Origin of the sequence: Neorhizobium fuzhouense (genome assembly GCF_042611105.1) — a bacterium.
Lineage (GTDB): Bacteria > Pseudomonadota > Alphaproteobacteria > Rhizobiales > Rhizobiaceae > Neorhizobium > Neorhizobium galegae_A.
Map to the genome: position 1 here is coordinate 190,077 of NZ_JBHFFP010000011.1, position 25,595 is coordinate 215,671.

Annotated in this window: 21 protein-coding genes, 1 tRNA gene and 1 pseudogene; 16 read left to right on the forward strand and 7 right to left on the reverse strand. The window is 62.7% G+C overall.

Going from position 1 to position 25,595, the window contains the following annotated elements; all coding sequences use genetic code 11:
* Positions 1–214 precede the first annotated feature (214 nt).
* The 3 genes from ACEXP3_RS19120 to ACEXP3_RS19130 are packed head-to-tail and all read left to right on the forward strand — an operon-like array spanning position 215 to position 3,529.
* Positions 215–1,243 (forward strand): amino acid ABC transporter substrate-binding protein, encoded by a 1,029-nt coding sequence (locus ACEXP3_RS19120; RefSeq protein WP_377298650.1) that lies wholly within the window; start codon positions 215–217, stop codon positions 1,241–1,243.
* Between the two features lie 19 nt (positions 1,244–1,262).
* Positions 1,263–2,447 (forward strand): amino acid ABC transporter permease, encoded by a 1,185-nt coding sequence (locus ACEXP3_RS19125; protein WP_377298651.1) that lies wholly within the window; start codon positions 1,263–1,265, stop codon positions 2,445–2,447.
* The gene (locus ACEXP3_RS19130; RefSeq protein ID WP_377298652.1) at positions 2,444–3,529 is read left to right on the forward strand and encodes an amino acid ABC transporter permease; all 1,086 of its coding nucleotides are present in this window, start codon (positions 2,444–2,446) and stop codon (positions 3,527–3,529) included. Before ACEXP3_RS19125 ends, ACEXP3_RS19130 begins: the two co-directional genes overlap by 4 nt.
* Before the next feature lie 79 nt (positions 3,530–3,608).
* Here ACEXP3_RS19130 and mgrA read toward each other — a convergent pair.
* The 4 genes and pseudogenes from mgrA to ACEXP3_RS19150 form a co-directional block, all read right to left on the reverse strand.
* Positions 3,609–4,651, reverse strand: a pseudogene (gene mgrA / locus ACEXP3_RS19135) (L-glyceraldehyde 3-phosphate reductase).
* Positions 4,652–4,697: 46 nt separating this feature from the next.
* Complete coding sequence (locus ACEXP3_RS19140) at positions 4,698–5,960, reverse strand: SfnB family sulfur acquisition oxidoreductase (protein ID WP_377298653.1); 1,263 nt, start codon at positions 5,958–5,960, stop codon at positions 4,698–4,700.
* Between the two features lie 8 nt (positions 5,961–5,968).
* Positions 5,969–7,237 carry an SfnB family sulfur acquisition oxidoreductase gene (locus ACEXP3_RS19145; RefSeq protein WP_377298654.1) on the reverse strand — a complete coding sequence of 423 codons (1,269 nt, stop codon included), beginning with the start codon at positions 7,235–7,237 and terminating at the stop codon, positions 5,969–5,971.
* Positions 7,238–7,268: 31 nt separating this feature from the next.
* Entirely contained in the window at positions 7,269–8,675 is a 1,407-nt protein-coding gene (locus tag ACEXP3_RS19150) for an LLM class flavin-dependent oxidoreductase (protein WP_377298655.1), read from the reverse strand.
* Between the two features lie 267 nt (positions 8,676–8,942).
* On the opposite strand from ACEXP3_RS19150, the gene ACEXP3_RS19155 reads away from it, so the two are divergent.
* The 12 genes from ACEXP3_RS19155 to ACEXP3_RS19210 all read left to right on the forward strand — a co-directional run bounded on the left by ACEXP3_RS19155 (position 8,943) and on the right by ACEXP3_RS19210 (position 21,602).
* On the forward strand, positions 8,943–10,118 hold the full coding sequence (locus ACEXP3_RS19155; protein ID WP_377298656.1) for an aminotransferase: 1,176 nt from the start codon (positions 8,943–8,945) through the stop codon (positions 10,116–10,118).
* The gene (locus ACEXP3_RS19160; RefSeq protein ID WP_377298657.1) at positions 10,115–11,506 is read left to right on the forward strand and encodes an FAD-binding oxidoreductase; all 1,392 of its coding nucleotides are present in this window, start codon (positions 10,115–10,117) and stop codon (positions 11,504–11,506) included. Before ACEXP3_RS19155 ends, ACEXP3_RS19160 begins: the two co-directional genes overlap by 4 nt.
* A 37-nt stretch (positions 11,507–11,543) precedes the next feature.
* Positions 11,544–12,341: a MetQ/NlpA family ABC transporter substrate-binding protein gene (locus ACEXP3_RS19165; protein ID WP_377298658.1), complete on the forward strand. Its 798-nt coding sequence runs from the start codon at positions 11,544–11,546 to the stop codon at positions 12,339–12,341.
* 1 nt (position 12,342) lies between these two features.
* Positions 12,343–13,500 carry a methionine ABC transporter ATP-binding protein gene (locus tag ACEXP3_RS19170; RefSeq protein ID WP_377298659.1) on the forward strand — a complete coding sequence of 386 codons (1,158 nt, stop codon included), beginning with the start codon at positions 12,343–12,345 and terminating at the stop codon, positions 13,498–13,500.
* Complete coding sequence (locus tag ACEXP3_RS19175) at positions 13,454–14,146, forward strand: methionine ABC transporter permease (RefSeq protein WP_377298660.1); 693 nt, start codon at positions 13,454–13,456, stop codon at positions 14,144–14,146. The genes ACEXP3_RS19170 and ACEXP3_RS19175 overlap by 47 nt, the downstream gene beginning before the upstream one ends.
* A 67-nt stretch (positions 14,147–14,213) precedes the next feature.
* Positions 14,214–15,257: an isopenicillin N synthase family dioxygenase gene (locus ACEXP3_RS19180; protein WP_377298661.1), complete on the forward strand. Its 1,044-nt coding sequence runs from the start codon at positions 14,214–14,216 to the stop codon at positions 15,255–15,257.
* Positions 15,258–15,484: 227 nt separating this feature from the next.
* The gene (locus tag ACEXP3_RS19185; protein ID WP_377298662.1) at positions 15,485–16,468 is read left to right on the forward strand and encodes an ABC transporter substrate-binding protein; all 984 of its coding nucleotides are present in this window, start codon (positions 15,485–15,487) and stop codon (positions 16,466–16,468) included.
* A 7-nt stretch (positions 16,469–16,475) separates the two neighbouring features.
* Entirely contained in the window at positions 16,476–17,492 is a 1,017-nt protein-coding gene (locus ACEXP3_RS19190) for an ABC transporter permease (RefSeq protein ID WP_377298663.1), read from the forward strand.
* Positions 17,492–18,283 (forward strand): ABC transporter ATP-binding protein, encoded by a 792-nt coding sequence (locus tag ACEXP3_RS19195; RefSeq protein WP_377298664.1) that lies wholly within the window; start codon positions 17,492–17,494, stop codon positions 18,281–18,283. The genes ACEXP3_RS19190 and ACEXP3_RS19195 overlap by 1 nt, the downstream gene beginning before the upstream one ends.
* The gene (locus ACEXP3_RS19200) at positions 18,276–18,572 is read left to right on the forward strand and encodes a hypothetical protein (protein ID WP_377298665.1); all 297 of its coding nucleotides are present in this window, start codon (positions 18,276–18,278) and stop codon (positions 18,570–18,572) included. The genes ACEXP3_RS19195 and ACEXP3_RS19200 overlap by 8 nt, the downstream gene beginning before the upstream one ends.
* 23 nt (positions 18,573–18,595) lie before the next feature.
* Positions 18,596–19,957, forward strand: coding sequence for an O-acetylhomoserine aminocarboxypropyltransferase/cysteine synthase family protein (locus ACEXP3_RS19205; protein ID WP_377298666.1), 1,362 nt, complete (start codon positions 18,596–18,598; stop codon positions 19,955–19,957).
* Positions 19,958–20,321: 364 nt separating this feature from the next.
* Positions 20,322–21,602 (forward strand): RhtX/FptX family siderophore transporter, encoded by a 1,281-nt coding sequence (locus ACEXP3_RS19210; protein WP_377298667.1) that lies wholly within the window; start codon positions 20,322–20,324, stop codon positions 21,600–21,602.
* On the opposite strand, the gene ACEXP3_RS19215 is transcribed toward ACEXP3_RS19210, so the two are convergent.
* Positions 21,574–22,521, reverse strand: coding sequence for a helix-turn-helix transcriptional regulator (locus ACEXP3_RS19215; RefSeq protein ID WP_377298668.1), 948 nt, complete (start codon positions 22,519–22,521; stop codon positions 21,574–21,576). The genes ACEXP3_RS19210 and ACEXP3_RS19215 overlap by 29 nt on opposite strands.
* A gap of 214 nt (positions 22,522–22,735) precedes the next feature.
* Here ACEXP3_RS19215 and rhtA point away from each other — a divergent pair, with 214 nt between their 5' ends.
* Entirely contained in the window at positions 22,736–24,991 is a 2,256-nt protein-coding gene (gene rhtA, locus ACEXP3_RS19220; RefSeq protein ID WP_377298669.1) for a TonB-dependent siderophore receptor RhtA, read from the forward strand.
* Here rhtA and ACEXP3_RS24725 read toward each other — a convergent pair.
* Together ACEXP3_RS24725 and ACEXP3_RS19230 are read right to left on the reverse strand one after the other, a co-directional pair.
* Positions 24,975–25,334 (reverse strand): hypothetical protein, encoded by a 360-nt coding sequence (locus tag ACEXP3_RS24725; protein ID WP_508436200.1) that lies wholly within the window; start codon positions 25,332–25,334, stop codon positions 24,975–24,977. The two genes, rhtA and ACEXP3_RS24725, sit on opposite strands and share 17 nt — an antisense overlap.
* 126 nt (positions 25,335–25,460) lie before the next feature.
* Positions 25,461–25,537, reverse strand: a tRNA-Met gene (locus ACEXP3_RS19230).
* Positions 25,538–25,595: the final 58 nt, after the last annotated feature.

Below are 25,595 nucleotides of genomic sequence, written 5' to 3' on the forward strand. Positions count from 1 at the left end.
CGACGACAGCCCTGAAGCTGCAATCCGCTGCGATGCAAAAGCATCCATTCCGCTTTGCACCGAAAAACAGCAACTGCCTTTTCCCGATGTCGCGATTTTAGGCAATCCATCTCTGTCGAATAATTTCGATAGACTTACTATACAATTTAGCTCGCACGGACCGGGGGACGTTTTCGGCAGCGGGGCGAGCTCGATCGCACTCAGGAGTTCTTTTATGTCAACCCATGGATTTATTGGCGGAATTGCCAAGCTCGCCGCCGCGTCGCTGGTCGCATCGGCCCTGATTTCGGGCACCGCATTCGCGGGACCAACGCTCGACAAGATCAAGCAGCGCGGCACGATCAAGGTCGGTGTGGGCACCACCCCCGGCTTCTTCTCGCCGGACAGCAACGGCCGCTGGCAGGGGTTCTTCATCGATTACGGCCGCGCGCTGTCGATCGCCGTCTTCGGCAATCCGGACAAGGTGGAGTTCACCAATTCCTCTCCCCAGCAACGCCTTCCGGCCCTGCAGAGCGGCGAATATGACATTCTGCTCTCCGGCGTCACAGTGACGGCCACCCGCGCCTTCAAGCTGGGCTTCCATTTCGGGCCGACGCTGTTCTACGACGGCCAGGGCATTCTCGTGCGCAAGGATCTCGGCGTGACGAAGGCAGCCGATCTCGACGGCGCCACCATCGGCGCCCAGAGCGGCACGACGGGCGAGTTGAACGTCGCCGACTTCTTCCGCAAGACCGGCAAGACCTTCAAGCCGGTGACGATCGAAGATACGGGCCAGTTCATCGCTGCACTTGAAAGCGGCCGTGTGGACGCGATCACGCAGGATTCGTCCGATCTCGTCGGCAAGCGCACCCAGCTCAAGAAGCCGGACGACTACATCATTCTGCCGGAGCGCCTGTCCAAGGAACCTCTGGCCCCCGCCATCGCCGGCGGCGACGATCGCTGGCTCGAAATCGTCAACTGGACGGTGAACGCCACCATCCAGGCGGAAGAATGGGGCATCACATCGGCCAATGTCGATCAGTTCCTGAAGTCGGAAGACCCCGCCATCCAGCGCTTCCTCGGCGTCGATCCGGCCTTCAACCAGGCGCTCGATCTCGATCCCAAATGGGCATACAATGTTATCAAGACGGTCGGCAACTATGGCGAAATCTTCGATCGCCACCTGAAACCGCTGGGCTGGGATCGCGGCTACAACCGCCTGTGGACCAATGGCGGCCTGCTCTATTCCCCGCCGTTCCGCTGAGCGATCAGAGCCTGTTCTGATGCGAACTCCCCTGTCGCCGGGCCGCCAACGGCCCGGCATTTTCCGGCGAATTTCCATGTGGTGGGGCGGTTACGCCCTCACCCAGGCCCTGGCGATCGCCGCACTGGTCGCGCTCCTCGTCTTTCTCGGTCATAATACCGCAGTGACGATGGCGCGCATCGGCGTGACGCCGGGCTTCGATTTTCTGTGGCGCCCCACCAATTTCGAGATCGGGGAAAGCGTCTTCCCCTTTTCGGCAAGCGACCCCTATCTTACGGCGATCCTCGTCGGGCTCATCAACACGCTGAAGGTCGCGCTCTTAGGCTGCCTGCTTGCGACCCTGCTGGGTGTGGCGGTCGGCGTGGCCGGCCTGACGCAAAACCTGCTGCTGGCCTCACTGGTACGCGCCTATATCGAGCTCATTCGTAACACGCCGCTCTTGCTCCAGCTCTTCTTCTGGATCTCGCTGGCCAAGGCGTTTCCCGCGCCGCGGCAGGCCAGCGCAGTGCTCGGATCCGTTTTTCTCACCAATCGCGGCGTCTATATCCCGACCTTCTCCCTTGAGGGCGCAGCACTTGGTACGCTGCCGTTGCTCCTGCTTCTCGCCGTCCTGTTCGGCCTGCTTCTCGTCGTGCTCGCGCGGACCGGCCATCTTCGCCTTTGGACCGGATCGATCGCCGCCACCCTCCTCCTTGCGGCCGCCTTCGCGGGACTTCACCTGCTCGGCGCCCGGATGATCATCGAGGTGCCGGCGCTTGCCGGTTTCAACATCCGCGGCGGCGCCAACCTGACGCCTGAATTCGCCGCCCTGCTGACAGGGCTCACGATCAAGTTTTCCGCAGCCATCGCCGAGATCGTCAGGGCCGGCATACAGTCTGTTCATCGCGGTCAATGGGAGGCGGCGCGCGCGCTCGGCCTGCATGCAGGGCAGATCATGCGCCTCATCGTCCTGCCGCAGGCGCTGCGGGTGATTACGCCGCTTACGACCTCCAGCTATCTCGACCTGTTGAAGGATTCGAGCCTGGCGGTGGCGATCGGCTATCCCGATCTCGTCAGCATCATCAACACCACGGCAAACACCACCGGACAATCTCTGGAAGCGCTGCTCATCCTGATCGGCACCTATCTCAGCATCAACCTGCTGATCTCCGCCCTGATGAACGACTATAACCGGCGCGTGGCGCTGAAAGGGACGAGGCGATGAGCAACACGGCACAGCATCGGCTCGGCCGCAGCTTCGGGGCACTTGTCGCCGATGTCTGGCATGGCCTGTTCGGGTCGGCTGCGAACACCGCCATCACCCTCGTCACCCTGCTGGCGCTCGCATGGGCGCTGCCGCCCCTCATCGAATGGACGATCCTCGACGCCACCTGGACCGGGACCGCCGCCGACTGCGCCACCCGGGACGGGGCCTGCTGGGCATTCGTCGCGGCGAAATTGCGCTTCGTCTTCTTCGCATTCTATCCGGCGGATCTGCAATGGCGCCCCGGCCTGGTCATGGTCATTCTTCTCGCCCTTCTTGCCGCCAGCGCATTGCCGCGTTTCTGGCGCCGGGAACTGATGTTCGCCTGGCCGCTGGCGATCATCGCCTGCTGGCTTCTGCTGTCCGGCGGCGGCGGGCTCGTACCGGTCTCCTCCAACCAATGGGGCGGCCTGCCGGTCACGCTCTTCGTCTGGGCCACCTGCTTCGGCGCAGCGACACCGATTGCCATCCTGCTCGCGCTGGCGCGCCGCTCGAAGCTTGCAGGACTGCGAACGCTTTCCGTCATCTATATCGAGATCATGCGCGGCACGCCCATGGTCGCGATCCTCTACGTGGCCGTGCTCATCCTGCCGATGGCGTTACCGGACGCGGCCTTCGACAAGATGATCCGGGCGATGATCATGATCACGCTGTTCTGGGCGGCGTATCTCGCAGAGGTGGTGAGGGCTGGCCTGCAAACGATTCCCGACGGGCAGCAGGAAGCCGCCTCGGCGCTCGGCATCGGATACTGGCGCAGCATGCAACTGATCGTCCTGCCGCAGGCGCTGCGGGTCGTCATTCCGGGCATGGTCAATCTGGCGATTGGCTTCCTGCTCGCCACCTCGCTGCTCGCCGTTATCGGCATCTTCGACCTTCTCAACGCGGCCCGCGCATCGGCAACCGATCCCGCCTGGCTCGGCTTCTACAACGAAGCCTATTTCCTGGTGGCGATCGTCTATTTCGTCATCTGTTTCAGCGGGTCGAGATACAGTATCTGGCTCGAGCGCCTGTTGCGCCGGGCGCCGCGCGCAACGGCGACATGATACGGCTGCGCCGGGGCTGGACAGGCCAACCCCGGCGCCAACAATATACCTGCCCATCGATCAGGGTCGTTCTGTGGGCTCAGACTGCCCTGTCGTGGGACGGCTTTTCCCAGAGATTGACGCCACCCTCGACGGCATGAATGTCGATTTCCGCCAGCTCCTCGGGAGAGAAAGCGAGATTTTCAAGCGCTGCGACATTTTCCGCCACCTGCGCCGCGGAACTCGCGCCGATCAGGGCCGAGGTCACACGCGGATCCCGCAGCACCCAGGCAAGCGCCAGTTGTGCCAGCGACTGGCCACGCCGCTCGGCGATTTTCGCAAGTGCCCGTGCGCGCTCGATATTGTCTTCCTTCAGGTGTTCGGGCCGCAAGAAGCCACCGCCGGGACGGTTGACGCGGGCATCGGCAGGAACGCCGTTCAGATATTTGCTGGTCAGAAGGCCCTGGGCGAGCGGCGTGAACGCAATGACACCCGAGCCCACTTCATCGGCCGCGGCAAGCAGGTCCTGCTCGATCCAGCGATTGAACAGATTGTAGGACGGCTGGTTGATCAGCAGCGGAACCCGCCGCTCCTCAAGCAGCCTGGCGATCTCGCGCGTCTTGTTGCCGGAATAGGAGGAGATGCCGACGTAAAGCGCCTTGCCCTGATGAACGGCAGAGGCAAGCGCATCGGCGGTTTCCTCGAGCGGCGTCTCGGTGTCGTAGCGATGCGAATAGAAGATATCGACGTAATCCAGCCCGAGCCGACCAAGGCTCTGGTCGAGGCTGGACAGCAGCGCCTTGCGCGAACCGCCGCCACGGCCATAGGGACCGGGCCACATATCCCAGCCGGCCTTGGTCGAGATGATCAACTCGTCGCGATAGGCCTTGAGATCTTCACGCAGGATCTTGCCGAAATTGATTTCGGCACTGCCGGCGGGAGGACCGTAATTATTCGCAAGATCGAAATGGGTGATGCCCAGATCGAAAGCCTTGAACAGGATCGAGCGCTGGACATCAAGCGTCGTCGTGTCGCCGAAATTGTGCCAAAGGCCGAGCGAGACGCCGGGAGCTTGAGGCCGCTGCGGCCGACGCGGCGGAACACGGCCCGATCGTAACGCTCGGGATTTGCGATGTAGGTCATTGAGCTTTCCGTGGAAGAACAGGAGACGGTTTATAGAAAGGAGGGATCAGATCGCGCCATGGCGCGGCGGCAACTGCTTGTTGAGGTAGAAATTGCCGATGTGATGATATTTCCAGCGAACCGGATCATGCAAGGCATGGGTTTTCGCATTTCGCCAGAACCGATCCAAGCCATAGCCTTCGAGCGTGGAGCGCGCACCGCCGAGTTCGATCAGCTTGTTGGCGGCGAACTGGGCGGCTTCCGTTCCGTAGGCCTTGACCTCCGCGACCGCAATGGAGGCTTCTGCCACGGTGCGCTCGTCCGGATGGGCTCTTGCTATGTCCAGGAGCCGACCGGACCGCTCCAGCAAGGCATCCGCCGCATGGACGCGGATGGAAACATCGCCCACCGCATGGATGCTGTGCGGATCCTCATAACCGTGTTCGATGCTGAGCTCGAAGAACGGCCGGGCGTGGGTGCGAACATAGGAAATGGTCTCGGCCAGCGCGCCACGGGCAATACCTACCTGGACCGCGGCGTGGATGATCTGCGCGAAGGGGCCCATCGCGGTGGCAAGCTCGAAAACGACATCGTGATCCACCGCCTGAAAGGGCGTGATCTCCAGGTCGTCGAAGGTGACGGTTCCGCTGCCGGTCGAGCGCTGCCCGAAGGAAGTCCAGTCATCGACGATGGCAAGGCCGGGCGTATCGCGATCGATGAAGACGATATGCACGCGCCCGGCTTCATCCTTGGCCACGGCGACGATGACATGGGCGAACAGCGAACCCGTCGAATAGAACTTCTGCCCGTTCAGCAGCAGCCTGCCGTCTCGCTCGCGAAAGCTCGTCCTGTAATCAACCGGCGTGCGCGTGCCGATCTCGGTAAAGGCATTGCCGAGCCGTTCGCCGTTCAGCACGCGCTCGAAATAATGGTGCTTCTGCGCTTCGGATCCGGCGAGCCGCAGGGCTTCCACCATGTAGAAATGGTTCTGCGGGATCTGCCCGAGGGAGGAATCGGCAGCCGAGATGATCGCGGTGACTTCCGCCAGAGTGACCGACGAGACGTCGGCGCCGCCATAGGCTGCCGGCACCGTGATGGCCCAGAGCCCCGATTGCGAAAAGCGCTCGACTTCCTGAAGCGGAAGGAGGCGATCGCGGTCGCGAATGGCGGCCTCCCTGGCGAAGTCGCGCGCGAGCTCCCGCGCGACCGTCAGCGCCTCGGCATCGGTGCGGATGCGATGCGCGCGCGTCAGCAGCCGCGCGATGGCGGGCGCCGGTCGTCCCGGCGTCAAGGCTGCCTGGCGGTGCCGGTTGCGATCGTCTTGCGTCATGGCAGGCCTCAGTTCCAGGCGTGGCGCGGCGGATGCGCACCGTTCAGATAGTAGTTGCCGACATGGTAGAATTTCCAGCGGACGGGATCATGCAGCGTATGGACGCGCGCATTGCGCCAGTGCCGGTCGAGATTGTGTTCGGCAAGGGTTGAACGGGTGCCGGCCAGCTCAAACAGCTTGTTAGTGGCGAGAATGGCAATCTCGGTGGTCAGGACCTTGGATTCCCCGGTCTTGATCGTGGCTTCCGAAACCCGTTCCAATGTCGGCTCGATCCGGGCGGAGTCGATGGCGCGCCCGGCAATGTCGAGCAGGGCTTCGGCCGCATGCAGCCGGATCTTGAGGTCGCCGATGGCGGCGATGGTGAAAAGATCCTCGCCGGCGGTCTCCTTGCCGCTGTCGATCCACGGGCGGCTATAGGTCCTCACGAAAGCGATGGTATCTTCGATCGCCCCGCGGGCAATGCCGGCATCGATGGCAGACTGGATGATCTGGGAGACCGGCCCGCCGACCGTCGGATGGTCGAAGGAGGTTACCTTCACCGCGCGGCTCGCCGGAAGCCGGACATTGTCGATCCGCACCGAACCCGAGGCCGTCGTGCGCTGGCCGAAGCTCGACCAGTTGTTGGTGACGGTAAGACCAGGCGCAGTCCGATCGGCAAAGACCAGATAGCCCTGTCCGGTTTCATCCACGCCGACGATCGGCACCACATGGGCCAACAATGCCCCGGTCGTATAGAATTTCTCGCCGCTGACCACGACCTCATCGCCCTCGAAACGCACCTTCGTCTCGAAGGAGGCGACGTTTTTGCTCTTCAGTTCCGAGAAGGCGTTGCCATAGCGCAGGCCCTGCAGCGCCCAGGCGAAGAAGAGCTGCTTCTGCTCCGGCGTCCCGTCCAGTTCGACGGTGGCAACGATGGCGAGATGGTTCTGCGTGATCTGGGCGATTGCGGGATCGGCCGCGGCGATGATCGAGATCACCCGCGCCAAGGTGGCATAGGAGACTTCCGGCCCGCCATAGGCGCGGGGAACGTTGATGCTCCACAGACCGCTCTGGGAATAGTCGTCCAGTTCTACAAGCGGAAGCAGGCCCTCGCGATCACGCAGTGCCGCCCCTGCCTTGAACCGTTCCGCCAGCTGTTCGGCGATCGCGATCGCCTCCTCGTCGCTGCTGATCACGTGAGCGGGCACCGCCGGCCGCGGGCGAGGTTCGACGGGATCTGAGGAATTGACGCGCGGATGAATATCATAGTCGATGACGGCGTCCGTATGGCTGCCCATGATGCCCTGCCTTTCCTTCCGGTGAGGTTGCTCAGCTGCCGGTGGCCAGCAGCGCCTGGTGTCTCTTGACGGCTTCGATGTCGCGGTAGCCTGCTGCGGGATGGGGTGCCTGCAGATGCGCGCCCTTGCCGAACAGTTTTTCGCGCAGCGTGCCGGGCTGGTAGGATGTCGGATAGGCGCCACGCCGCTGCAGCTCCGGCACCAGATAGCCGACGACGTTTTCGAAGGTTTCGGGCGTGACGGCGTAGGCGAGGTTGAACCCATCGACGCCGGTTTCCTCGACCCAATGCTGCAACTCGTCGGCCACCGTTGCGGCCGAGCCGACGATCACCGGCCCCATGCCGCCGATCCCGCCCCATTCCGCCAGTTCTCGAATGGTCCAGCGCTTGTTCGGATCGCCTTCCGAGAGGCTTTCGATGGCGGAATGGATGGCGTTGGTCTCCACCTTGCGGATGAGATCGTCCGGCTGGTAGCGCGAGAAATCGACCCCCGTCCAACCCGACATGAAGACCAGCGCGCCGTCATAGGAAACATAGTCGAGATAGTCGCGAAACCTGGCGCGCGCCTTCTCGTCCGTCTCGTCGACGATGACGGTCAGCAGATTGTAGATCCGGACATCTCCAGGCGCCCGGCCCGCGGCGGTCAACCGGGCGTGGATGTCGCGCACGTAGTTGCGCAGGATCGTCTTGGTTTGCGCCGCCACGAAGACGCATTCTGCATTTTCGGCAGCAAATTTCTTGCCGGGGCCGGATGCACCTGCCTGGTAGAGGACGGGGGTGCGCTGGGGCGAGGGTTCCGTCAGCGCATAGCCGGGAACCTGGAAGTGTTTGCCGTGGTGGCCGATCTCATGGACCTTGTCGGGAATGGTGAAGACGCGCTTCTCCCGATCCCGAACGACGGCGCCCTCCTCCCAGGAGCCTTCCAGCAGCTTGTAGATCACCTCGAGATATTCCGCGGCGATCTCGTAACGGTTGTCGTGCTGCTGCAAGCCCGTCTGCCCGACATTCTTCGCACCGCTTTCGAGATAGGAGGTGACGATATTCCAGCCGAGCCGCCCCTTGGTGTGATGATCTGCCGTCGCGAGCCGCCGGGCGAAGGTGTAGGGATGCTCGAAGGACGTGGAGGCCGTGATACCGATGCCCAGATGCTCTGTCGCCAGTGCAATCGGCGCGGCAAGCTGGATCGGATCATTGACCGGGATCTGCGCCGCCTGATGGATGGCGTGATAATTGTTGCCCTTGTAGACATCGTAATAGCCGATCACATCGGCGATGAAGATGCCGTCGAACACGCCGCTCTCCAGCGTGCGCGCCAGATCCTGCCAGTAATCCAGATCCTTGTATTTCCAAGACCTGTCGCGGGGATGCGCCCAGAGGCCCGGTGACTGATGGCCGACACAATTCATGTCGAAGGCATTGAAATGGATGATCTTGCTCATCGAGCACGCGGTCCCATCTGGCTATGCTCGAGAGCATGGCAGAAGCGGACCATTAATCTAGTAATTCTATGTTATTAATTTATAATTTCCGGGAAAATTTTTGCTGGCCTTCCGCAGGCCGAGCGGCACGCGCATGCCCACACACGGACTTACCCACGCCGGCCTCCGAAAGAGAAAATTCTTCCCAAAGCTGCAGCTGGTCTGCAAGACTATACTTTGTCTATTCTTTTTGTGGATTTTAAGTTCTCGAAAACCCCAGGAGTATCAATGACCAATCCGATATTTGCCCAGGCCGGCACGTCCATATTCGAATCCATGTCGAGACTGGCAGCAGACGTCGGGTCGATCAATCTGGGCCAGGGCTTCCCGGAGGGCTTCGAGCCGGAAGAGGTGATCGAGGCGGCGGTCAAGGCGCTGCGGGATGGTCCACACCAGTATCCCCCGATGATGGGACTGCCCGCACTGCGCCAGGCCGTTGCCGACAATGCCAGGCGGTTTGCCGGGCTCGATATCGATTGGGAAAAGGAGGTGCTTGTCACATCCGGCGCGACCGAAGCGCTGACGGATACGTTCCTTGCCCTGCTGCAGGCGGGTGACGAAGTCATCGTCTTCGAACCCGTCTACGACGCCTATGCAACACTGATCCGCCGCGCCGGTGGTACGGTTGTTCCCGTCCGCCTTGCACCGCCCACCTGGGACCTGCCGCGGGAGGCGCTTGCGGCCGCCGTCACGCCCCGGACGCGATTGATCGTCGTCAACACGCCGATGAACCCGATCGGCAAGATCTTCGACGCGGACGAACTTGCCTTTCTCGCCGACCTTGCAATCCGGCATGATCTCATCATCGTTTCGGACGAAGTCTACGAGCATCTCGTCTTTGACGGACGGCCCTTCCTCTCCCTGATGTCGGTCGAGGGCGTCCGCGACCGCGTGGTGCGCATCGGCTCGGCCGGCAAGAGCTTCTCGCTGACCGGCTGGAAGGTCGGCTATGTGACGGCATCGGCCGATCTGCTGCGACCGATCGCGCGTGCCCACCAGTTCGTCACATTCACCACGCCGCCGGCGTTGCAGGCAGCGGTCGCCACGGGGCTCTCGTTGCCCGACAACTATTTCAGCGACCTGAAGTTGAGGCTCGCCGCCCGGCGCGACCTGCTTGTGGCAGGCCTGCGGGATGCAGGCTTCCGCGTCGATGAGGTTGCTGCGACCTATTTCGCCATCGCCGCCATCGATGACCTCGATCTGGCCGGTGACGACCTTGAATTTTCCCGCCGGTTGACTACCGAGGCCAAGGTGACCCCGGTTCCAATCTCTTCCTTCTATGGCGCCCGCGACATCAGGAGCCATGTGCGCTTTTGCTTTGCCAAGACCACCGAAACGCTTGAGGAGGCGGTGGAAAGGCTGCGGCGCTGGCGCGCCAATCTCAGCCTGAGGGCCGCGTCATGACCCAGCCGGTCAGACCCATCGGGATCGAGTTCGCCACCGCCGAACTCGTCTCCCTTCTCGGTTCGCGTGCGCTGACGGGTGCTTCGGCAACCGGCCTGCGGGCGGGAGACGAAAGCCACCATGCGCGCCATGCGCCGAACATCGTCGTGCTGCCCCAATCCACGGAAGAGGTTGCCGCCATCGTCGCGATCGCGGCGCGCCATCGCGTGCCGATCACCCCCTTTGGCGCCGGGTCGGGGCTGGAGGGTGGGGCGATCCCGGTTCAGGGCGGCATCTCGCTCGACACGTCGCGACTGAACGAGATCATCGAGATCCGCCGCGACGACATGATCGCAAGGGTCGGCGCGGGCGTGCGAAGGCTCGATCTCAATCATGCCCTGCGCGAAACCGGACTGTTCTTCCCCATCGATCCCGGCGCCAACGCCTCGCTCGGTGGCATGGCCTCGACCGGCGCCAGCGGCACCAATGCAGTGCGCTACGGCGTGATGCGCGAGAACGTTCTGGGATTGACCGTCGTGACCGCCGATGGCGCGATCGTCAGGACCGGTTCGCTCGCGCGCAAATCCTCGTCGGGCTATGACCTGACAAGGCTTTTCGTCGGCTCCGAAGGCACGCTCGGGATCATCACGGAAATCGCCTTGAGGCTTCATCCGATCCCCGATGCGGTCTCTGCCCATGCCGGCTTCGCCACGCTTGCAGGCGCCGTGCAGGCCGTCATCGAGATCAAGCGCACCGGCCTTGCCATCGGCCGCGTCGAACTACTCGACGCCCCGCTCGTCGATGTCGTGATCCGGCGCGGCAGCATGGCCCTTGCCGCCCTGCCGACGCTGTTCTTCGAGTTTCACGGCCAGGCCGCCGAAATCGCGGCCGTATCGGAGGTTATTGCCGAGATCGTCGCCGATCATGGCGGCACGCCGCTGCAATGGGTGGCGCCGGGAGCGGCCACGACGGCGCTCTGGGAGACCCGGCGCGACTGCCTCGCCTGGGCGAAGGCCGAACGGCCGGGCGCCGTGTCCTGGCCGAGCGATGTCTGCGTGCCGATCTCGCGCCTGTCCGAGGTGATCCTGGAAACCCGCGAAGACGTCGCGGGCTCGGGTATCCCGGCCTATATCGTCGGCCATGTCGGCGACGGCAATTTCCACTGCGTCTTCATGCATCTGCATGAGGAGGACGAAGCGGTCCGCACATTATCCGACCGTATCATCGAGCGCGCACTCAATGCCGGCGGCACGGTGACCGGCGAGCACGGCGTCGGACTCGGCAAGCGGCACGTCCTTGAAGCGGAACACGGCGCCGCGGCCGTTGCTCTGATGCGCAGCCTCAAGATCACCCTCGATCCCGACGGAATCCTCAATCCTGGAAAGGTCCTGCCGGACCTTGCCGCATAATACTGACACCCATAACACTCAAAAAGGAACACTTGGAATGCGTTATTCGAAGTTCATCGCAGGCACGGTTTCGGCGGTCGCCCTGTTCGTGGCGACCCATGGCGCGGCACTGGCCGAAACCATCAAGTTCGGCGTCACGGCAGGGCCGCATGCCCAGATCGCCGAAGCGCTGGTGCCGGTTGCCAAGGCCAAGGGCCTCGACATCAAGGTCGTTGAATTCTCCGACGGCGCCCTGATCGACCCGGCGACCAATGACGGCGACCTTGATGCCAACGGCTTTCAGCATACGCCTTACCTGAACCAGCAAAACAAGGATCGTGGCCTCCATCTCGTTGCTGTCGGCGGCAAGACGGTGCTCCTGCCGATGGCTGGCTATTCCAAGAAGTACAAGTCGCTGGCCGACCTGCCCAAGGGCGCGCAGGTGACGATCCCGAACGATCCCAGCAATGCTGGACGCGCGCTGAAGCTTCTGGAGGCCGGCGGCGTGATCAAGCTGAAGGCCGGCCTCACCTATAATGCAACGGAACTCGACATCATCGAGAACCCGAAGAACATCAAGATCATTCCGATGGAAACCGCGCAATTGCCGCGCTCGCTGGAAGATGTCGACTTCTCGGTCATCACCTCCCATTTCGCCCTGTCGGCCGGCTTGAACCCGAAGAAAGACGGCATCCTGATCGAGGACCAGCTGTCGGACTACTTCTGCCTGATCGCGGTCGCGGACAAGAACAAAGATGCGCCCTGGGTCGCGACCCTCGTCGAAGCCTACAAGTCCCCCGAAGTGAAGGCCGTCATCGACAGGACCTTCCAGGGCAATGTGATCGCGGGCTGGTGATATGACGCTCCTGGCACGCACGAACGAGGCTCCGCCGCTGAGCGGTCCGACGCCGGAGGACCCCGCCGTGGTGGCGGCGTCCCGCCCCGAGACCATCATCGAGGTCAGCTCCCTGACCAAGACCTACGACCGCAAGGTCGGGCCGGTGCTGGACGATGTCTCGCTGACGATCGCGAAGGGATCGATCCACGGCATTATCGGCCGGTCCGGCGCGGGCAAGAGCACGTTGGTTCGCTGCCTGAACGGGCTTGTCGCCCCCACATCCGGCCGGGTCGCAGTATCCGGCCGGGAAATCTCGTCCCTGCGCGGCCCTGCCCTGCGCAAGGCGCGACGGGACATCGCCATGATCTTCCAGCATTTCAGCCTGCTGTCCTCGCGCACGGCCGCCGGGAACGTGGCACTGCCGCTGGAGATCGCCGGCGTGCCGAAGGATGTCGTCCGCCAGAAGGTCGCCGCGCTGCTCGATCTCGTCGGCCTTGCCGGCAAGGCCGATGCCTATCCCTCCGAGCTCTCGGGCGGACAGAAGCAGCGCGTTGGCATCGCCCGTGCGCTTGCACTGGACCCGGCCGTGTTGCTCTCGGACGAGGCGACATCCGCGCTTGATCCCGAGACGACGGTGCAGATCCTCGATCTTCTGCGGGAGATCAACCGCCGCACCGGCATCACCGTCGTGCTGATCACCCACGAGATGGAGGTGGTGCGCCGCATCGCCGATCACGTCACGGTGCTGGAAGGCGGCAAGGTGATCGAAACAGGTCCGACCTTCGACGTCTTTGCCTTCCCGAAATCGCGGATCGCCCGCTCGTTCCTGTCGAGCATCGTCGCCCACGATCTGCCTGAAGAGGTGACCCGCCAGCTGATCGCAGCGCCGATCGAAGGCAGCGACCCCGTGCTGCGCATCACCTTTACCGGAGATGCGGCGCACGACCCCGTGGTCACGACGCTCGTTGAGAAATTCGGCATCCGGCCGAACATCCTGCACGGACGCATCGATTACATCGCCGGCAAGCCTCTCGGCATCATCACGGTCATCGCCGAAGGCGGCAGGCCGGATCTTGCCGACGTGCTCGCCCATCTTACGTCCCTCAATCTTCACGCAGAGGTCATCGGCCATGTTGTCCGATCTGTTCCCGCCGGCGCTCGTCGCGCTGCTCGTTGATTCCCTGCAGCAGACGCTGACGATGGTCGCGGTCTCGGCTCTCCTCTCGACCGTGATCGGCCTGCCGCTCGGTGTTTTGCTGGTCGTCACGTCGCGCGGCCAGTTCCTGGAGCGGCCCTGGTTCAACAAGGTGATCGGCACGGCGGTCAACCTCGTCCGCTCCACGCCGTTCATCATTCTGATGGTGGCGATCATTCCCTTCACCCGACTGGTTGTCGGCACGACGGTCGGCACCTTCGCCGCCGTGGTGCCGCTGACGGTCGCAATCACGCCGCTCTATGCGCGGCTTGCAGAAGCGGCGATGCGCGAGGTCGACCAGAGCCTGATCGAGGCTGCCGAAAGCATGGGGGCAAGCCCGCTGCAGATCATCTTCAAGGTGCTGCTGCCGGAGGCGTTGCCCGGCATCGTCGCCGGCCAGACGGTCACGCTGGTAAGCCTCATCGGCTATTCCGCCATGGCCGGCACGGTCGGCGGCGGCGGCCTGGGCGATCTCGGCATCCGCTTCGGCTATCAGCGCTTCATGCCGGAGGTGATGATTGCCGTCGTCGTCGTGTTGGTGGCCATCGTCCAGACCGTACAGGTGACAGGCGATATCGCCGCCCGCGCCGTCAACCACCGCATCGCCCGCAGCAGGCGCGCCGCCTGACCGTGATGACGCCGTCAAATTCGTCACCGCGGCCCATCCGCTGTCCCATTCACCTGAGGAAGACATCATGACCATTCATGCCCAGACCAGTCACCTGCCCTTTGTCGACATCTCCCGCTTCAGCAAGGGGCCGGAGGAACGCGCCCGCTTCGTGGCCGAGCTGCGCGCCATCCTTCACGACCACGGCTTCTTCTACCTCACCGGCCACGGCGTCGATCCCAAGCTGATCGCCGACGTGGTCGCCACCTCAAAGCGGTTCTTCGCCCTGCCGGAGAAGGACAAGCTGGAGATCGAGATGGTAAAGTCGCCGCATTTCCGCGGCTACAATCGCGCAGGGCTTGAGCGCACGCGCGGCGAACAGGACTGGCGCGAGCAGGTCGACGTCAACAACGAAAGCGATCCGCTGCCGATCGGTCCCGATACGCCTGCATGGGCCCGGCTGGTGGGACCGAACCAGTGGCCGTCGGCCCTGCCGGAACTGAAGCCGATCCTGCTCGCCTATCAGGCGGAAGTGACGCGTATCGGCATCGAGGTGCTGAAGGCGATCTCGGTGGCGCTCGGCCAGGATGAGGACGTGTTTTCCGACATCTACGAGCCGGAGCCCACCAAGCTCCTCAAAATCATCCGCTATCCGGGCCGCGATGTTGCGCAGAGCGACCAGGGCGTCGGCGCCCACAAGGATGGCGGCTTCGTCACGGTGCTCCTCCAGGACGTGACACCCGGGTTGCGCGTGCGCACCGAAGAGGGCGTCTGGCTCGATGCTCCGCCGATCCCGGGCACCTTCATCATCAACACGGGCGAACTGCTGGAGCTTGCGACAAACGGCTTCGTGCGCGCCGACGTTCATGACGTGATCGCCCCGCCGGCGGGTGTCGAGCGCTTCTCGGTCGCCTTCTTCATGGGTGCCCGCTATGATGCCAGCATCCCGGTCATCGACCTGCCGCCGGAACTCCACAGTGCGGAACGCGGCATCACCGTGGACCCGCTCAATCCGATCTTCCGCGAGGTCGGCAGCAATGTCCTGAAGAGCCGGCTACGCTCGCATCCCGATGTGGCCCGCGCCCATTACGCCGACCTTCTGCCGCCGGAACCGCAGGCAGCACGTGCCTGAACCTGAGGCGCCCGCCCCTCCCGAACGCAGCGGGAGGGGCAAAACCGTCCAGCGGGCCCTCACGCGAGAAAACAGATTTCTCCAAGATCCGCGGAAAATAATCCATTAAATCTGTAGAAAATTAATCGATCCGGTAGCCTGTCGTCATCAATCATGATGGGGACAGGATCATGCCAGAAAACTCCAGCCTATCAAACGGTCAGGCGTCTGGGGTCAGCCGCCGGACCTTGCTGCGGACCGCTGGCGCGGCCGGCGCGGCGGCCGTCGTTGGCACCTTTGCCGCACGCACCACCAATTATGCCATCGCAGGCAACCTCATTCCTATCAAGCTCGAATGGACCGAGGTGGCGGCGTGCCATTCGCCTGTCGGCTTCGGTCTTGCCAAGGGGATCTATGCCAAGCATGGTCTCGATGTCGAATTGTTCTATCAGGGCGCCAGCGGACAGACGCTGATCCAGTCCCTCGCCACCCGCAAGGCGGAAGCCGGTCCGGGACTGCTTTACGACTGGCTGAAGCCGATCGAGCAGGGTTTCGACGTCAAGCTGTTCGTGGGTTCCCATGGCGGCTGCCAGCGCGTTCTCGTCAAGCCGGATTCGGGCATCAAGACGCTGGTCGACCTGAAGGGCAAGACCATCGGCACCTTCGACGTGATGTCGCCCTCGCGCGTTGCTTTCTCGGTTGCGCTTGTCAAGGCGGGCCTCAACCCGGAAACCGACGTGACCTGGAAGGTCTTTCCCTTCGATCTCGTGGCGGAAGGTGTGCTGAAGGGCGAGGCCGATGCGGTGGCTCATATGGACCCCTGGGCCTATTCCTACGAGAAGCAGCATGGCTTCGTGAAGATCGCGGACACCCAGACCGACACCTTCAAGGATCGTGTCTGCTGCGTGCTCGGCGTCAACGGCGACTATTACGCGGCCAACAAGGACGCCATCAAGCGTGTGGCAGCCGCCAATCTGGAGATTCACCAGTTCACCGCACAGCACCCCGACGAAGTGGCAAAATGGTATTTTGACACGCTGAAGCCGGGACTGCCGCTTCAGGATCTGACAGAGGTGCTGTCGTCCCTCACCTATCACGACCACTGGTTCGGCAAGGCCCTGCGGAACGAAGTCAAAACCGGCTACCAGGATCTGAAGCTGACGGGCGTGATTGATGCCTCGACGGATCCCGAGGAAATTGCTGATCGCATCACCATCGATATCTTCGCGTGAGCCGGGCATGAGCGACGCTGTCCAGGGTGGGATCTCGCCGGAACGGGAGCATGTCGCACGCGGCCCCGCGGCCTTGCGCTACCTTCCGTCCATATGGCGTGACGGGCTCCTGGCCGCCGGCACCTGGGCGGCCGCGGCAGCCATCACCGCCGCGCTCCCCGACAAGATCACCTGGGGCGCGACCGAACTCTTTGCAATCGCGACCGGCGTCATCGCCTTGGTCTTTCTCGGCCTGGCGCTCGTTCAGCCGCACCTCGGCCGATCAGCGGCAACACTCAGGCATTACGGCCCCTGGTTCATCGTTCTGGGCCTATGGATCGCGCTCTGGGAACTGACCACGGCCAAGCTGGGCTGGCTCCCGAAGCCGTTCTTCTCGCCGCCCCAGGGCCTCCTCCATGTCTACGTGACGGATTGGCAGCGGCTGCTGGTTTGCGTGGGCTATACTGCGCGGCTCTGGGGGCTGGGCTTCTTTTCCGGTGTTGCCGTGGGTTTTATCGCCGGGGTCGGCCTCGGCTGGTCGAAACGCTTCGCCTATTGGGGCATGCCGGTCCTGAAACTGATCGGTCCTGTTCCGGCCAGCGCCTGGATCCCCTGCACCTTCTTCATCTTCCCGAGCACCTTCCACGCCTCGATTTTTCTCGTGGCGCTCGCCTCGGGCATTCCCGTCGCGATCCTGACGGCGGCGGGGGTCGGCCAGGTCAACCGCGCCTATTACGACGTCGCCCGCACGCTGGGAGCCGATAACCGCTATCTCATTTTCAACATCGCCATCCCGGCCTCTCTGCCGAATGTCTTCGTCGGTTTGTTCATGGGCCTCTATTATTCCTTCGCCGTTCTGGTGGTTGCCGAAATGCTCGGCGCCAAGTTCGGCCTGGGCTGGTATCTGCAGTTCAACACCGCCTATTCCGCCTATGCCAATGTCTATGCGGCCCTGATCATCATGGCTCTGATCTGCGCCGGCCTCGTGCGACTGCAGTTCATCGTCCGCGACCGTCTTCTCGACTGGCAGAAGGGGATCCTTTGATGGCGATTGCCCTTGAAACCAATGCGGCCGACCGGCCCAACCTGGCGCTCGCGATCGAACATGTTTCGCATGGTTATACGATCGGCGACCGTCCCCTGCCGGTGCTGGATGATGTTTCGATTTCGGTGAAGCCCGGCGAATTCGTGGCGCTGCTGGGGCCATCGGGCTGCGGGAAATCGACGCTGCTGCGGCTCGCGGCCGGCCTCGACTTGCCCCTTGCCGGCAGGCTGACGGAGGATGGCCGGACAATCGAAAAGCCCCATCCTGACCGCATCCTGGTCTTCCAGGAAGCCACTCTGTTTCCCTGGATGACGGTGCGCAAGAACGTCGCGGCAGGGCTCGACGCCCGCGGGCTCCTGAAGAGCGAGGGCTACCGGGTCGATGAGATCTTGCGGCGGGTCGGGCTCGAAGCCTTTGCCCATGTCTATCCGCACCAGCTCTCCGGCGGCATGGCGCAGCGCGTCGCGATCGCGCGCGCCCTCGTCAACGAACCGAAACTGCTGCTGCTCGACGAGCCTTTCGGCAAGCTCGATTCGCTGACGCGCCTCAGCATGCAACAGGAACTGGTCCAACTGTGGCGGGATGTGCGTTTCACCGCAGTGCTGGTCACGCATGACGTGGAGGAAGCGCTGCTTCTCGCCGATCGCGTCATTGTGTTTTCCAACAGGCCGGCGCGGATCCTGTCGGAAGTGGCGGTGCCCAGGCCCCATCCGCGGCGCCGCGACGACGGCGATCTTATCCGGCTGCGGCAGGTTCTGCTGCAGGAGCTCGGAGTGACGGCCGATGTCTGAGACGCGCCTGCCCATCGTTCTGTCGGCACTTGCAAGCCTCGTCCTTGCGGTCAGTGTCGCCTGGTGGTGGCTGGTTTTCTCCACCGTCATCTCCAACGGCTATGTTACGCATCGCCAGGCCATTGTCTGCATGGCGGCAGAGACGGATCTTTGCCGGCTCGCCCAGGCACTCTGCACCCAGACCCATGTCTTCGAACTCCGGTGGTACGCGCCGGAATCCCTTTGGATTGCCGCGGCACTGCTTGTCAGCGCGGCCGTTCAATCCATGCTCGGCACGCGTCCGCGCTGAAGTGCCTGATGAGGAGAGAAACCATGACCCTGCAGCAATCCGCCGAAACGATCGTAAACGCCAAGGAGGTCACGACGCCCGGCGCATCGTCCTTCCGCAGCCGCCACCCGGAAACCCAGGCCCTCCATGGCGGCAGCTTCCGCTATGATCCGGCCACGGGCGCCGTTGCAGTCCCGATCTACCAGACCACGTCTTTCCAGCTGCCCGGAACCGAGGGCGCCGACAAACTATTCGCGCTGGAGGCGGCCGGCCATCTCTACACCCGCGTCTCCAACCCGACGCAGGATGCGTTCGAGCAGCGGCTTGCAGAACTGGAGGGCGGCGCCGCGGCACTTGCTGTCTCTTCGGGCCAGGCGGCATCCGCCTTCGCAATCCTCAATCTTGCGCGCGCCGGCGACAACATCGTCTCGTCCGCCGGCCTTTATGGCGGCACATGGGCGCTGTTTGCTGCGACCCTGAAGAGCTTCGGCATCGAGACCCGCTTCGTCGATGCGGCCGACCCGGAAGCCTTTGCCCGCGCCACGGATGACCGAACGCGCGCCTATTACGCAGAATCCCTGCCCAATCCCAAGCTCGAGGTCTTCCCGATCGGCGAGGTGGCTGCGATCGGACGCCGCTTCGGCATTCCGCTGATCGTGGACAACACCGCAGCACCGCTGATCATCCGCCCGTTGGAGCATGGTGCGGCTGTCGTCGTCTATTCCGCAACGAAATATATCGGTGGCCACGGCACCTCGATTGGCGGTGCGATCGTCGACAGCGGTACCTTCCCCTGGCGCGATCTCGCCGAGCGCCAGCCGGCCCTCAACGAACCCGATCCGAGCTACCAGGGCAAGACCTGGATCGAGAAAGCGGATGCCATCGGCTTTCACCCGTATATCCTGCGGGCCCGCGCCGTGCTGCTGCGCGACATCGGTGCGGCCATCAGCCCGCAGAACGCTTTCCAGCTGATCCAGGGCATCGAGACGCTTCCGCTCAGGCTTCGCCAGCACACAGAAAATGCAATCAAGGTCGCAGACTATCTCAACAACCACCCCAAGGTCGCAAACGTCATCTTTCCAAAATTCCAGGAAGGGGAAGCCAGGCGCCGGGCCGACACCTATTTCAAGCCCGGCACTTACGGCGCGCTGGTGGGCTTCGAACTGAAGGGCGGCCGCGAAGCTGGCAGGCGCTTCATCGATGCGCTGAAGTTGTTCTACCACCTCGCCAATATCGGTGACGCACGTTCGCTGGCGATCCATCCCTCGACCACCACGCATTCCCAGCTGTCGATCGAGGACCAGTTGGCGACCGGCGTCACCCCCGGCTACGTCCGCCTCTCCATCGGCATCGAACATCCGGACGACCTGATTTCCGATCTCTCCCAGGCCATCGAAACGGCCTGATCCATTGCAGAAGATGAGGCATGAGGGGCCGGGCGGCAAACCGTCCGGCCCGCCAAGTCATCTCGACGAACGAAAGCCCGGATCTTATCCGGCGAATTCGCTACGGAGGCCAAACGCGAAAAGCTCCTCAGCGATTATGCTGAGGAGCTTTTGACGTGTTTTTCCTGAGTGGGAGAATTTACAAGTTTTTTGGTTGCGGGCTTGGGCGGCCGGTTCAACACAGCTGTTTCGTCAAGTGCAAAACTTTTCGCCCTGAGATCATTCGCTCCAATCCGCAAGCAGTTCGCCTGTGTCCAAGCGCGAGCGATAACCGACGGCTAAAGAAGAGCTGTATACTCCGCTATAGTACCAGCCGGAACCGCCCATGTCACTGCCCGCCCCATCGACCATAGATCACGACGCACCTGCCGAAGCGGCAGGATCCGTACCACAAGGCGGCATGACCCGGCTTTATGCCGTGCTGGCCGGTCTCTATCTCGCCCAGGGCATCCCGACCTATCTGCTGCTTGTGGCACTTCCGCCGCTGATGCGCGAGGCCGGTGCCTCGCGCACCGCCATCGGCCTGTTTTCGCTGCTGATGCTGCCGCTGGTCCTCAAATTTGCCGTTGCGCCGTTTGTTGATCGCCATAGGCTCTTGCCCCGCTTCGGCCATCGCCGGGGCTGGATCGTTCCGACCCAGGCGCTGGTGTCGCTTTGCATTGCCGCCATGGCCTTGTTCGATCCATCCCAGGCATTGCCGCTCTTCGGCCTCGGCCTCTTCATCACGCTTCTGTCGTCGCTGCAGGATATCGCCACCGATGGATATGCCGTGCGCAATCTCAAGGGAGGCGCCCGTGCCGTCGGCAATGCCGTGCAGGCAGGGGCCGTCGCACTCGGCGTCATCATCGGCGGCACGCTGGTTCTGGTGCTCGTGCAAAAGATCGGCTGGACGCCGACCATTCTCCTCGTCGCATTCCTGTCACTCCTGCCGCTCGTCGCCACGCTCTACATGGCGGAAAACGATGCGTTTGCGCACATCGATCCCACGCAGGCGAAGCCCAGCCTCAAAACCTTTTTCCGCCGTCCCCACGCCTGGCTGATCCTCGGCTTTGCGCTCACCTACCGCGCAAGCGAAGGCCTCGTGCGTGGCATGGAGGGCGCCTATCTCGTCGACATCCAGGTTCCGACGGCCTGGATCGGTTATCTCTCAGGCACGGCGGCTGCGACGGCGGGACTTGCCGGTGCGCTGCTTGCCGCCATTATCATCCGAAGGCTTGGCCTCGGCACGACGCTGCTTTTGCTCGGCGGCTTGCGCAGCCTGTGCTTCCTCGCCTTTTCCCTCAATGCCTTCGGTTTGGCGCCCGGCATGGCCGTGGCGCTCGCCGCCTCCGGCTTCCAGACGCTGATCCGCTACATGGAACTGGTCGCGATCTATTCCTTCTTCATGAAATCCGCCTCCGACGACCAGCCGGGCACCGATTTCACGCTCCTCGCCTGCGCGGAACTGGTGGTTTACATCATCGGGACGTCGCTCGCCGGCATCATCGCCGATCGTGTCGGCTATGCCTGGCTCTTCTCGCTGGCAACGGTGATCTCGGTCCTCGGCATCGCGCTGTCGCTCTCGATGCTGCGACGGCTCAAGCCGCCGGCCGAACCTGCCGTTTGAGGTCCGACGGCCGGATTTGGTAGCGGCTGCGAAACGAACGGTTGAAATAGGACAGGTCGTTGAAGCCGCATTGATAGGCGACGTCAGCGATCGACAGGCGCTCGCCCGAGGCCATCATCAATGCCTTCGCCCGCTCAAGCCGCCGCTCCAGCACATGGCGGGAAAAGGTCGTGCCCTCGCGCGAAAACAGCTTCTGGATTGCCCGCGGCGTGACGCCCTCGGCCAAGGCCACGTCGTTGATCGAAAAGCCTCCATTGCCCAGGCGCGCGTCGATCATCGCGCGGATGCGGGCCAGCCGATTATCCGGCATCGTCGCTTTGGCCCCGCCTCCCAAAGCTTGCGAGAGAAGCGGCAGGAAATCATAGAAATGGCTGACCATCATGGCCACATCTTCGGCTGTCTGCTGCTCGCTTTGCAGCAGATAGCCGGCATAGCTGGTCATCATGTGCAGCGGCAGAGTGGCGGCGGACACTGTCTTCAACATCAGCGGCTCGATCGTCGCGCGGTGGCGCTCGATGGCCTGTTCGGGCAGATGCGCGCAGTCCAGGCGCCCTCCGTCTGCCAAGGTGATGCGCAATCCGCTGAGCGCCGGCAGGAAGACCACATCGCCGCTTTCCGCTTCGATCCACACCTGCGCCTGCTCCACCACAATAGGCTGGCCAACCGAGCGCAGCAGCAACACGCCGCGGTCCCGGCTTCCCTCACAGGTGAGCGTCACCGGTGTCTTCGGAAAGTAGACGGTCGCCAGGGACAGCAGCGGGCCTTGCCAGTGCAGACCGTTGAGGCCGCTCAAGTCATCTGCATCGAAGCTGACGCTCGTTCCTCTCGTCATGTCGATAAGAATGCTGCCGCACAGCGCTCGGGCATCCGTGTCGGAGAGCGCTGAAGAGCCGAACTTCAAGGGGCGGATCAAGCTCATGCGAATGGTCAACTTTCCTCCGGGAACTTCGCGCTGGTCCAACCCAGGTTCGCCTCCATCCAAGCGCGAGCTGCGGCCATGTCCTAAAGATGACAGAAGCAGTAATGTTTTATCTCGCGCCGCTCAAGTCTCGAGCGTCGCGAAAATGTGAGTGATGAGGGGATCTATGACTTTCAGTGGGGAACAAAGGCGTGAACTGGTAAGGACCCGCCCCTTGGCACGTTCGAGCACAGCGTTGACGGCGCTTGCGGTGGTGGCGTTTCTGGCGGCCGCGGATGCAGGCCTTGCGCAGGATGCGGCCGGCGAAGACGCCGTAACGGCGACCGAACCATCCGGCGAAACCGTTCTTGACCGCATCGTCCTCACCGGCAGCCGCGCCCCGGAAAAGATCTCCGAGATCGCGCGCACCATCAAGGTTGTCGACGAAGCCGAGATCAAGGCCGCCGCGCTGCAGGGCAAGAGCCTGCAGCAGATCCTCGCCGAAACCGTGCCGAGCTTCGATGCGGCGAGTGAGGGGTCCCGGACCAATTACGGCCAGAACCTGCGTGGTCGCACGGCACTTGTGCTGATCGACGGTGTCTCGCTCAATTCCGCCCGTGGCCTCAGCCGCCAGTTCGATTCGATCGACCCGTTCAATATTGCCCGCGTGGAGGTGCTATCCGGCGCCACCGCAATTTATGGCGGCAATGCCACCGGCGGCATCATCAACATCATCACCAAGAAGGGCCGGGACGCGGGCGACGGCCTGCATGCCGAAACCCAGGCCGGCATTGTCGGCGGCTTCCAGGGGAGCCAGGATCTCGACCGCAACGCGGCCGGCGCCGTCACCTACAACAGCGCCAACTGGGACGCCCGCCTGTCGGTCTCCGGCAACCGAACCGGTGCCTACTACGATGGCTCTGGCGAAATGGTGACGCCCGACATCACCCAATCCTCGACCGCTTTCAACAAGCGCATAGACGTGATGGGCTCGGTCGGGGTGCAGATCGACGAGGATCGCCGCCTCGACGCGACCATGCAGTATTTCGATAGTGCCCAACACAACGATTACGGCCTCTATTACGGCCCCTACCTCTCCGGTCTCACCAATCCGAGCCTGTTCGAAGCCCGCTCCGGCTATTCCTCCGATGTCGAGCCCCAGACCCGCCGCAAGATGCTGGCGCTGAGCTACACCGATGCCGATTTCCTCGGCCAGCAACTGTTGCTGCAGGGGGCGATACGATCAGAGGATATCGTCTTCAACCCCTTCCCCTCGACGGGGACACAGGCCGGCACCTATTTCGGCGCGAGCCAGCAGACGACGGATTACTATAGCTTCAAGGCGGCCATGGTGTCGGAACTCACGGACACCTTGACATTGACCTACGGCGTCGATGCCGATCGTGACAGTTTCTCGGCCGACCAGTCGATTTTCAATCTGACGACGGCGGTTGTGTCCGGCGGTCTGGATTTCGACACGATCGGCGTCACCGGCCTCTATCCGGATATCGATGTTTCGACGATTGCCGGCTTTGCCGAAGCCTCCTGGGAGGCGACGGACCGGCTGACGGTCAGCGGCGGCTTGCGCTACCAGTTTGCCAAGACCGAAGTCGGCGATTTCGTTGGTGCTGCCCAGCAGGTAGCGATCCTCAATGGCGCGGCGACTTCGGCTGATGCCATTCCCGGTGGGGAAGTCGACTACGACGCAATGCTGCTGAATGCCGGCGCGACGTATGACCTCACTCCAGACCAGCAGGTCTATGCGAACTTCTCGCAAGGGTTCGAACTGCCGGACCCGGCCAAATATTATGGGGTCGGCACGTACACACTGTCCAACGGACATTACGTTCTCAACAATAGCGTCAACGTCTCCACCTCGGCACTCGAGGCGATCAAGACCGACAGTTTCGAAGTCGGATTCCGCCATGACGACGGCAGCTTCAACATCGCGACAGCCGCCTATTACTCCACCTCCGACCGCTCGATCAGCCTCAATCGCACGACGCTGACCATCGAGATGAACGACGAGAAGCGTCGGGTCTACGGTATCGAGGCAGAGGCCGGTTACAAGTTCGACAACGGTTTCGATATCGGTCTGCTCGGCCACTGGGTGAAATCGGAAAAGAAGGGGGACGATGGCTGGTACAAGGAATCGGTCGGCACAGCGAGCACGTCGAAGGCCGGCGGCCACATCGGCTGGGGCAACGAAGCTCTTTCCGTCCGGCTGACCGGCGAGCATGTCTTCAGTCTGAAGGATGATGCCGGCTACGAGATCGAGGGCTACAATCTCTTCAATCTCGGCGGGCGCTATACCTTCGCCGAACAGGCAACGACGATCAATTTCGGCATTCAGAACCTGTTCGATACGGATTACACCACGGTCTGGGGCTCTCGTGCCAAGGCGCTCTATGGCGGACTGGTGGATGAATCGGTCTTCGACTATCACGGCCGCGGCCGCACCTTCGCAATTTCCATTACCAAGGTCTTCTGATCAAACACGAGATGGCGCGGAAAGGTTCTGCGCCATCTCGGCGGCAGTGGGGCGGAGCCCAGCCGAAGAATGAATAGCCCAAAGATTTGTAGACGGCTTCTTTCTTGAATTGGACGAGGAAGAGCATCATGAGCAAATCGAATTCACCGAAGAATTTAAGCGTGATGCTGTGCGTCAGATCGCGGAGCGAGGCCATCCAGTTGCAGAGGTTTCGCAGCGGCTGAGCGTGAGTCAGCATTTTGCCTGACCTTGCATTCTGCAGGTGCACGGCGACATCGCGATGATCATGGCGTCGATGGATGTGATCGACGTGATGCAGCAGCAGTTCGCGGCCGCCGCCCAAAACGATCTCCTGAGCCGGATTGCGTCTGGCGAGTTCGCCCTTTGTCCAAACGCAAAAAGCTCCTCGAGGCTTACGCCGAGGAGCTTCTGAGAAAGTCTCCCGAGTGGGAGAATTTGCAAGTTTCGTTGGTTGCGGGGGCAGGATTTGAACCTGCGGCCTTCAGGTTATGAGCCTGACGAGCTACCGGGCTGCTCCACCCCGCGTTATTTTTTCCGGGTTAGTTCCCGGGAGGGATGTCAGGCTTGGCCTGAGTTTGTCGGT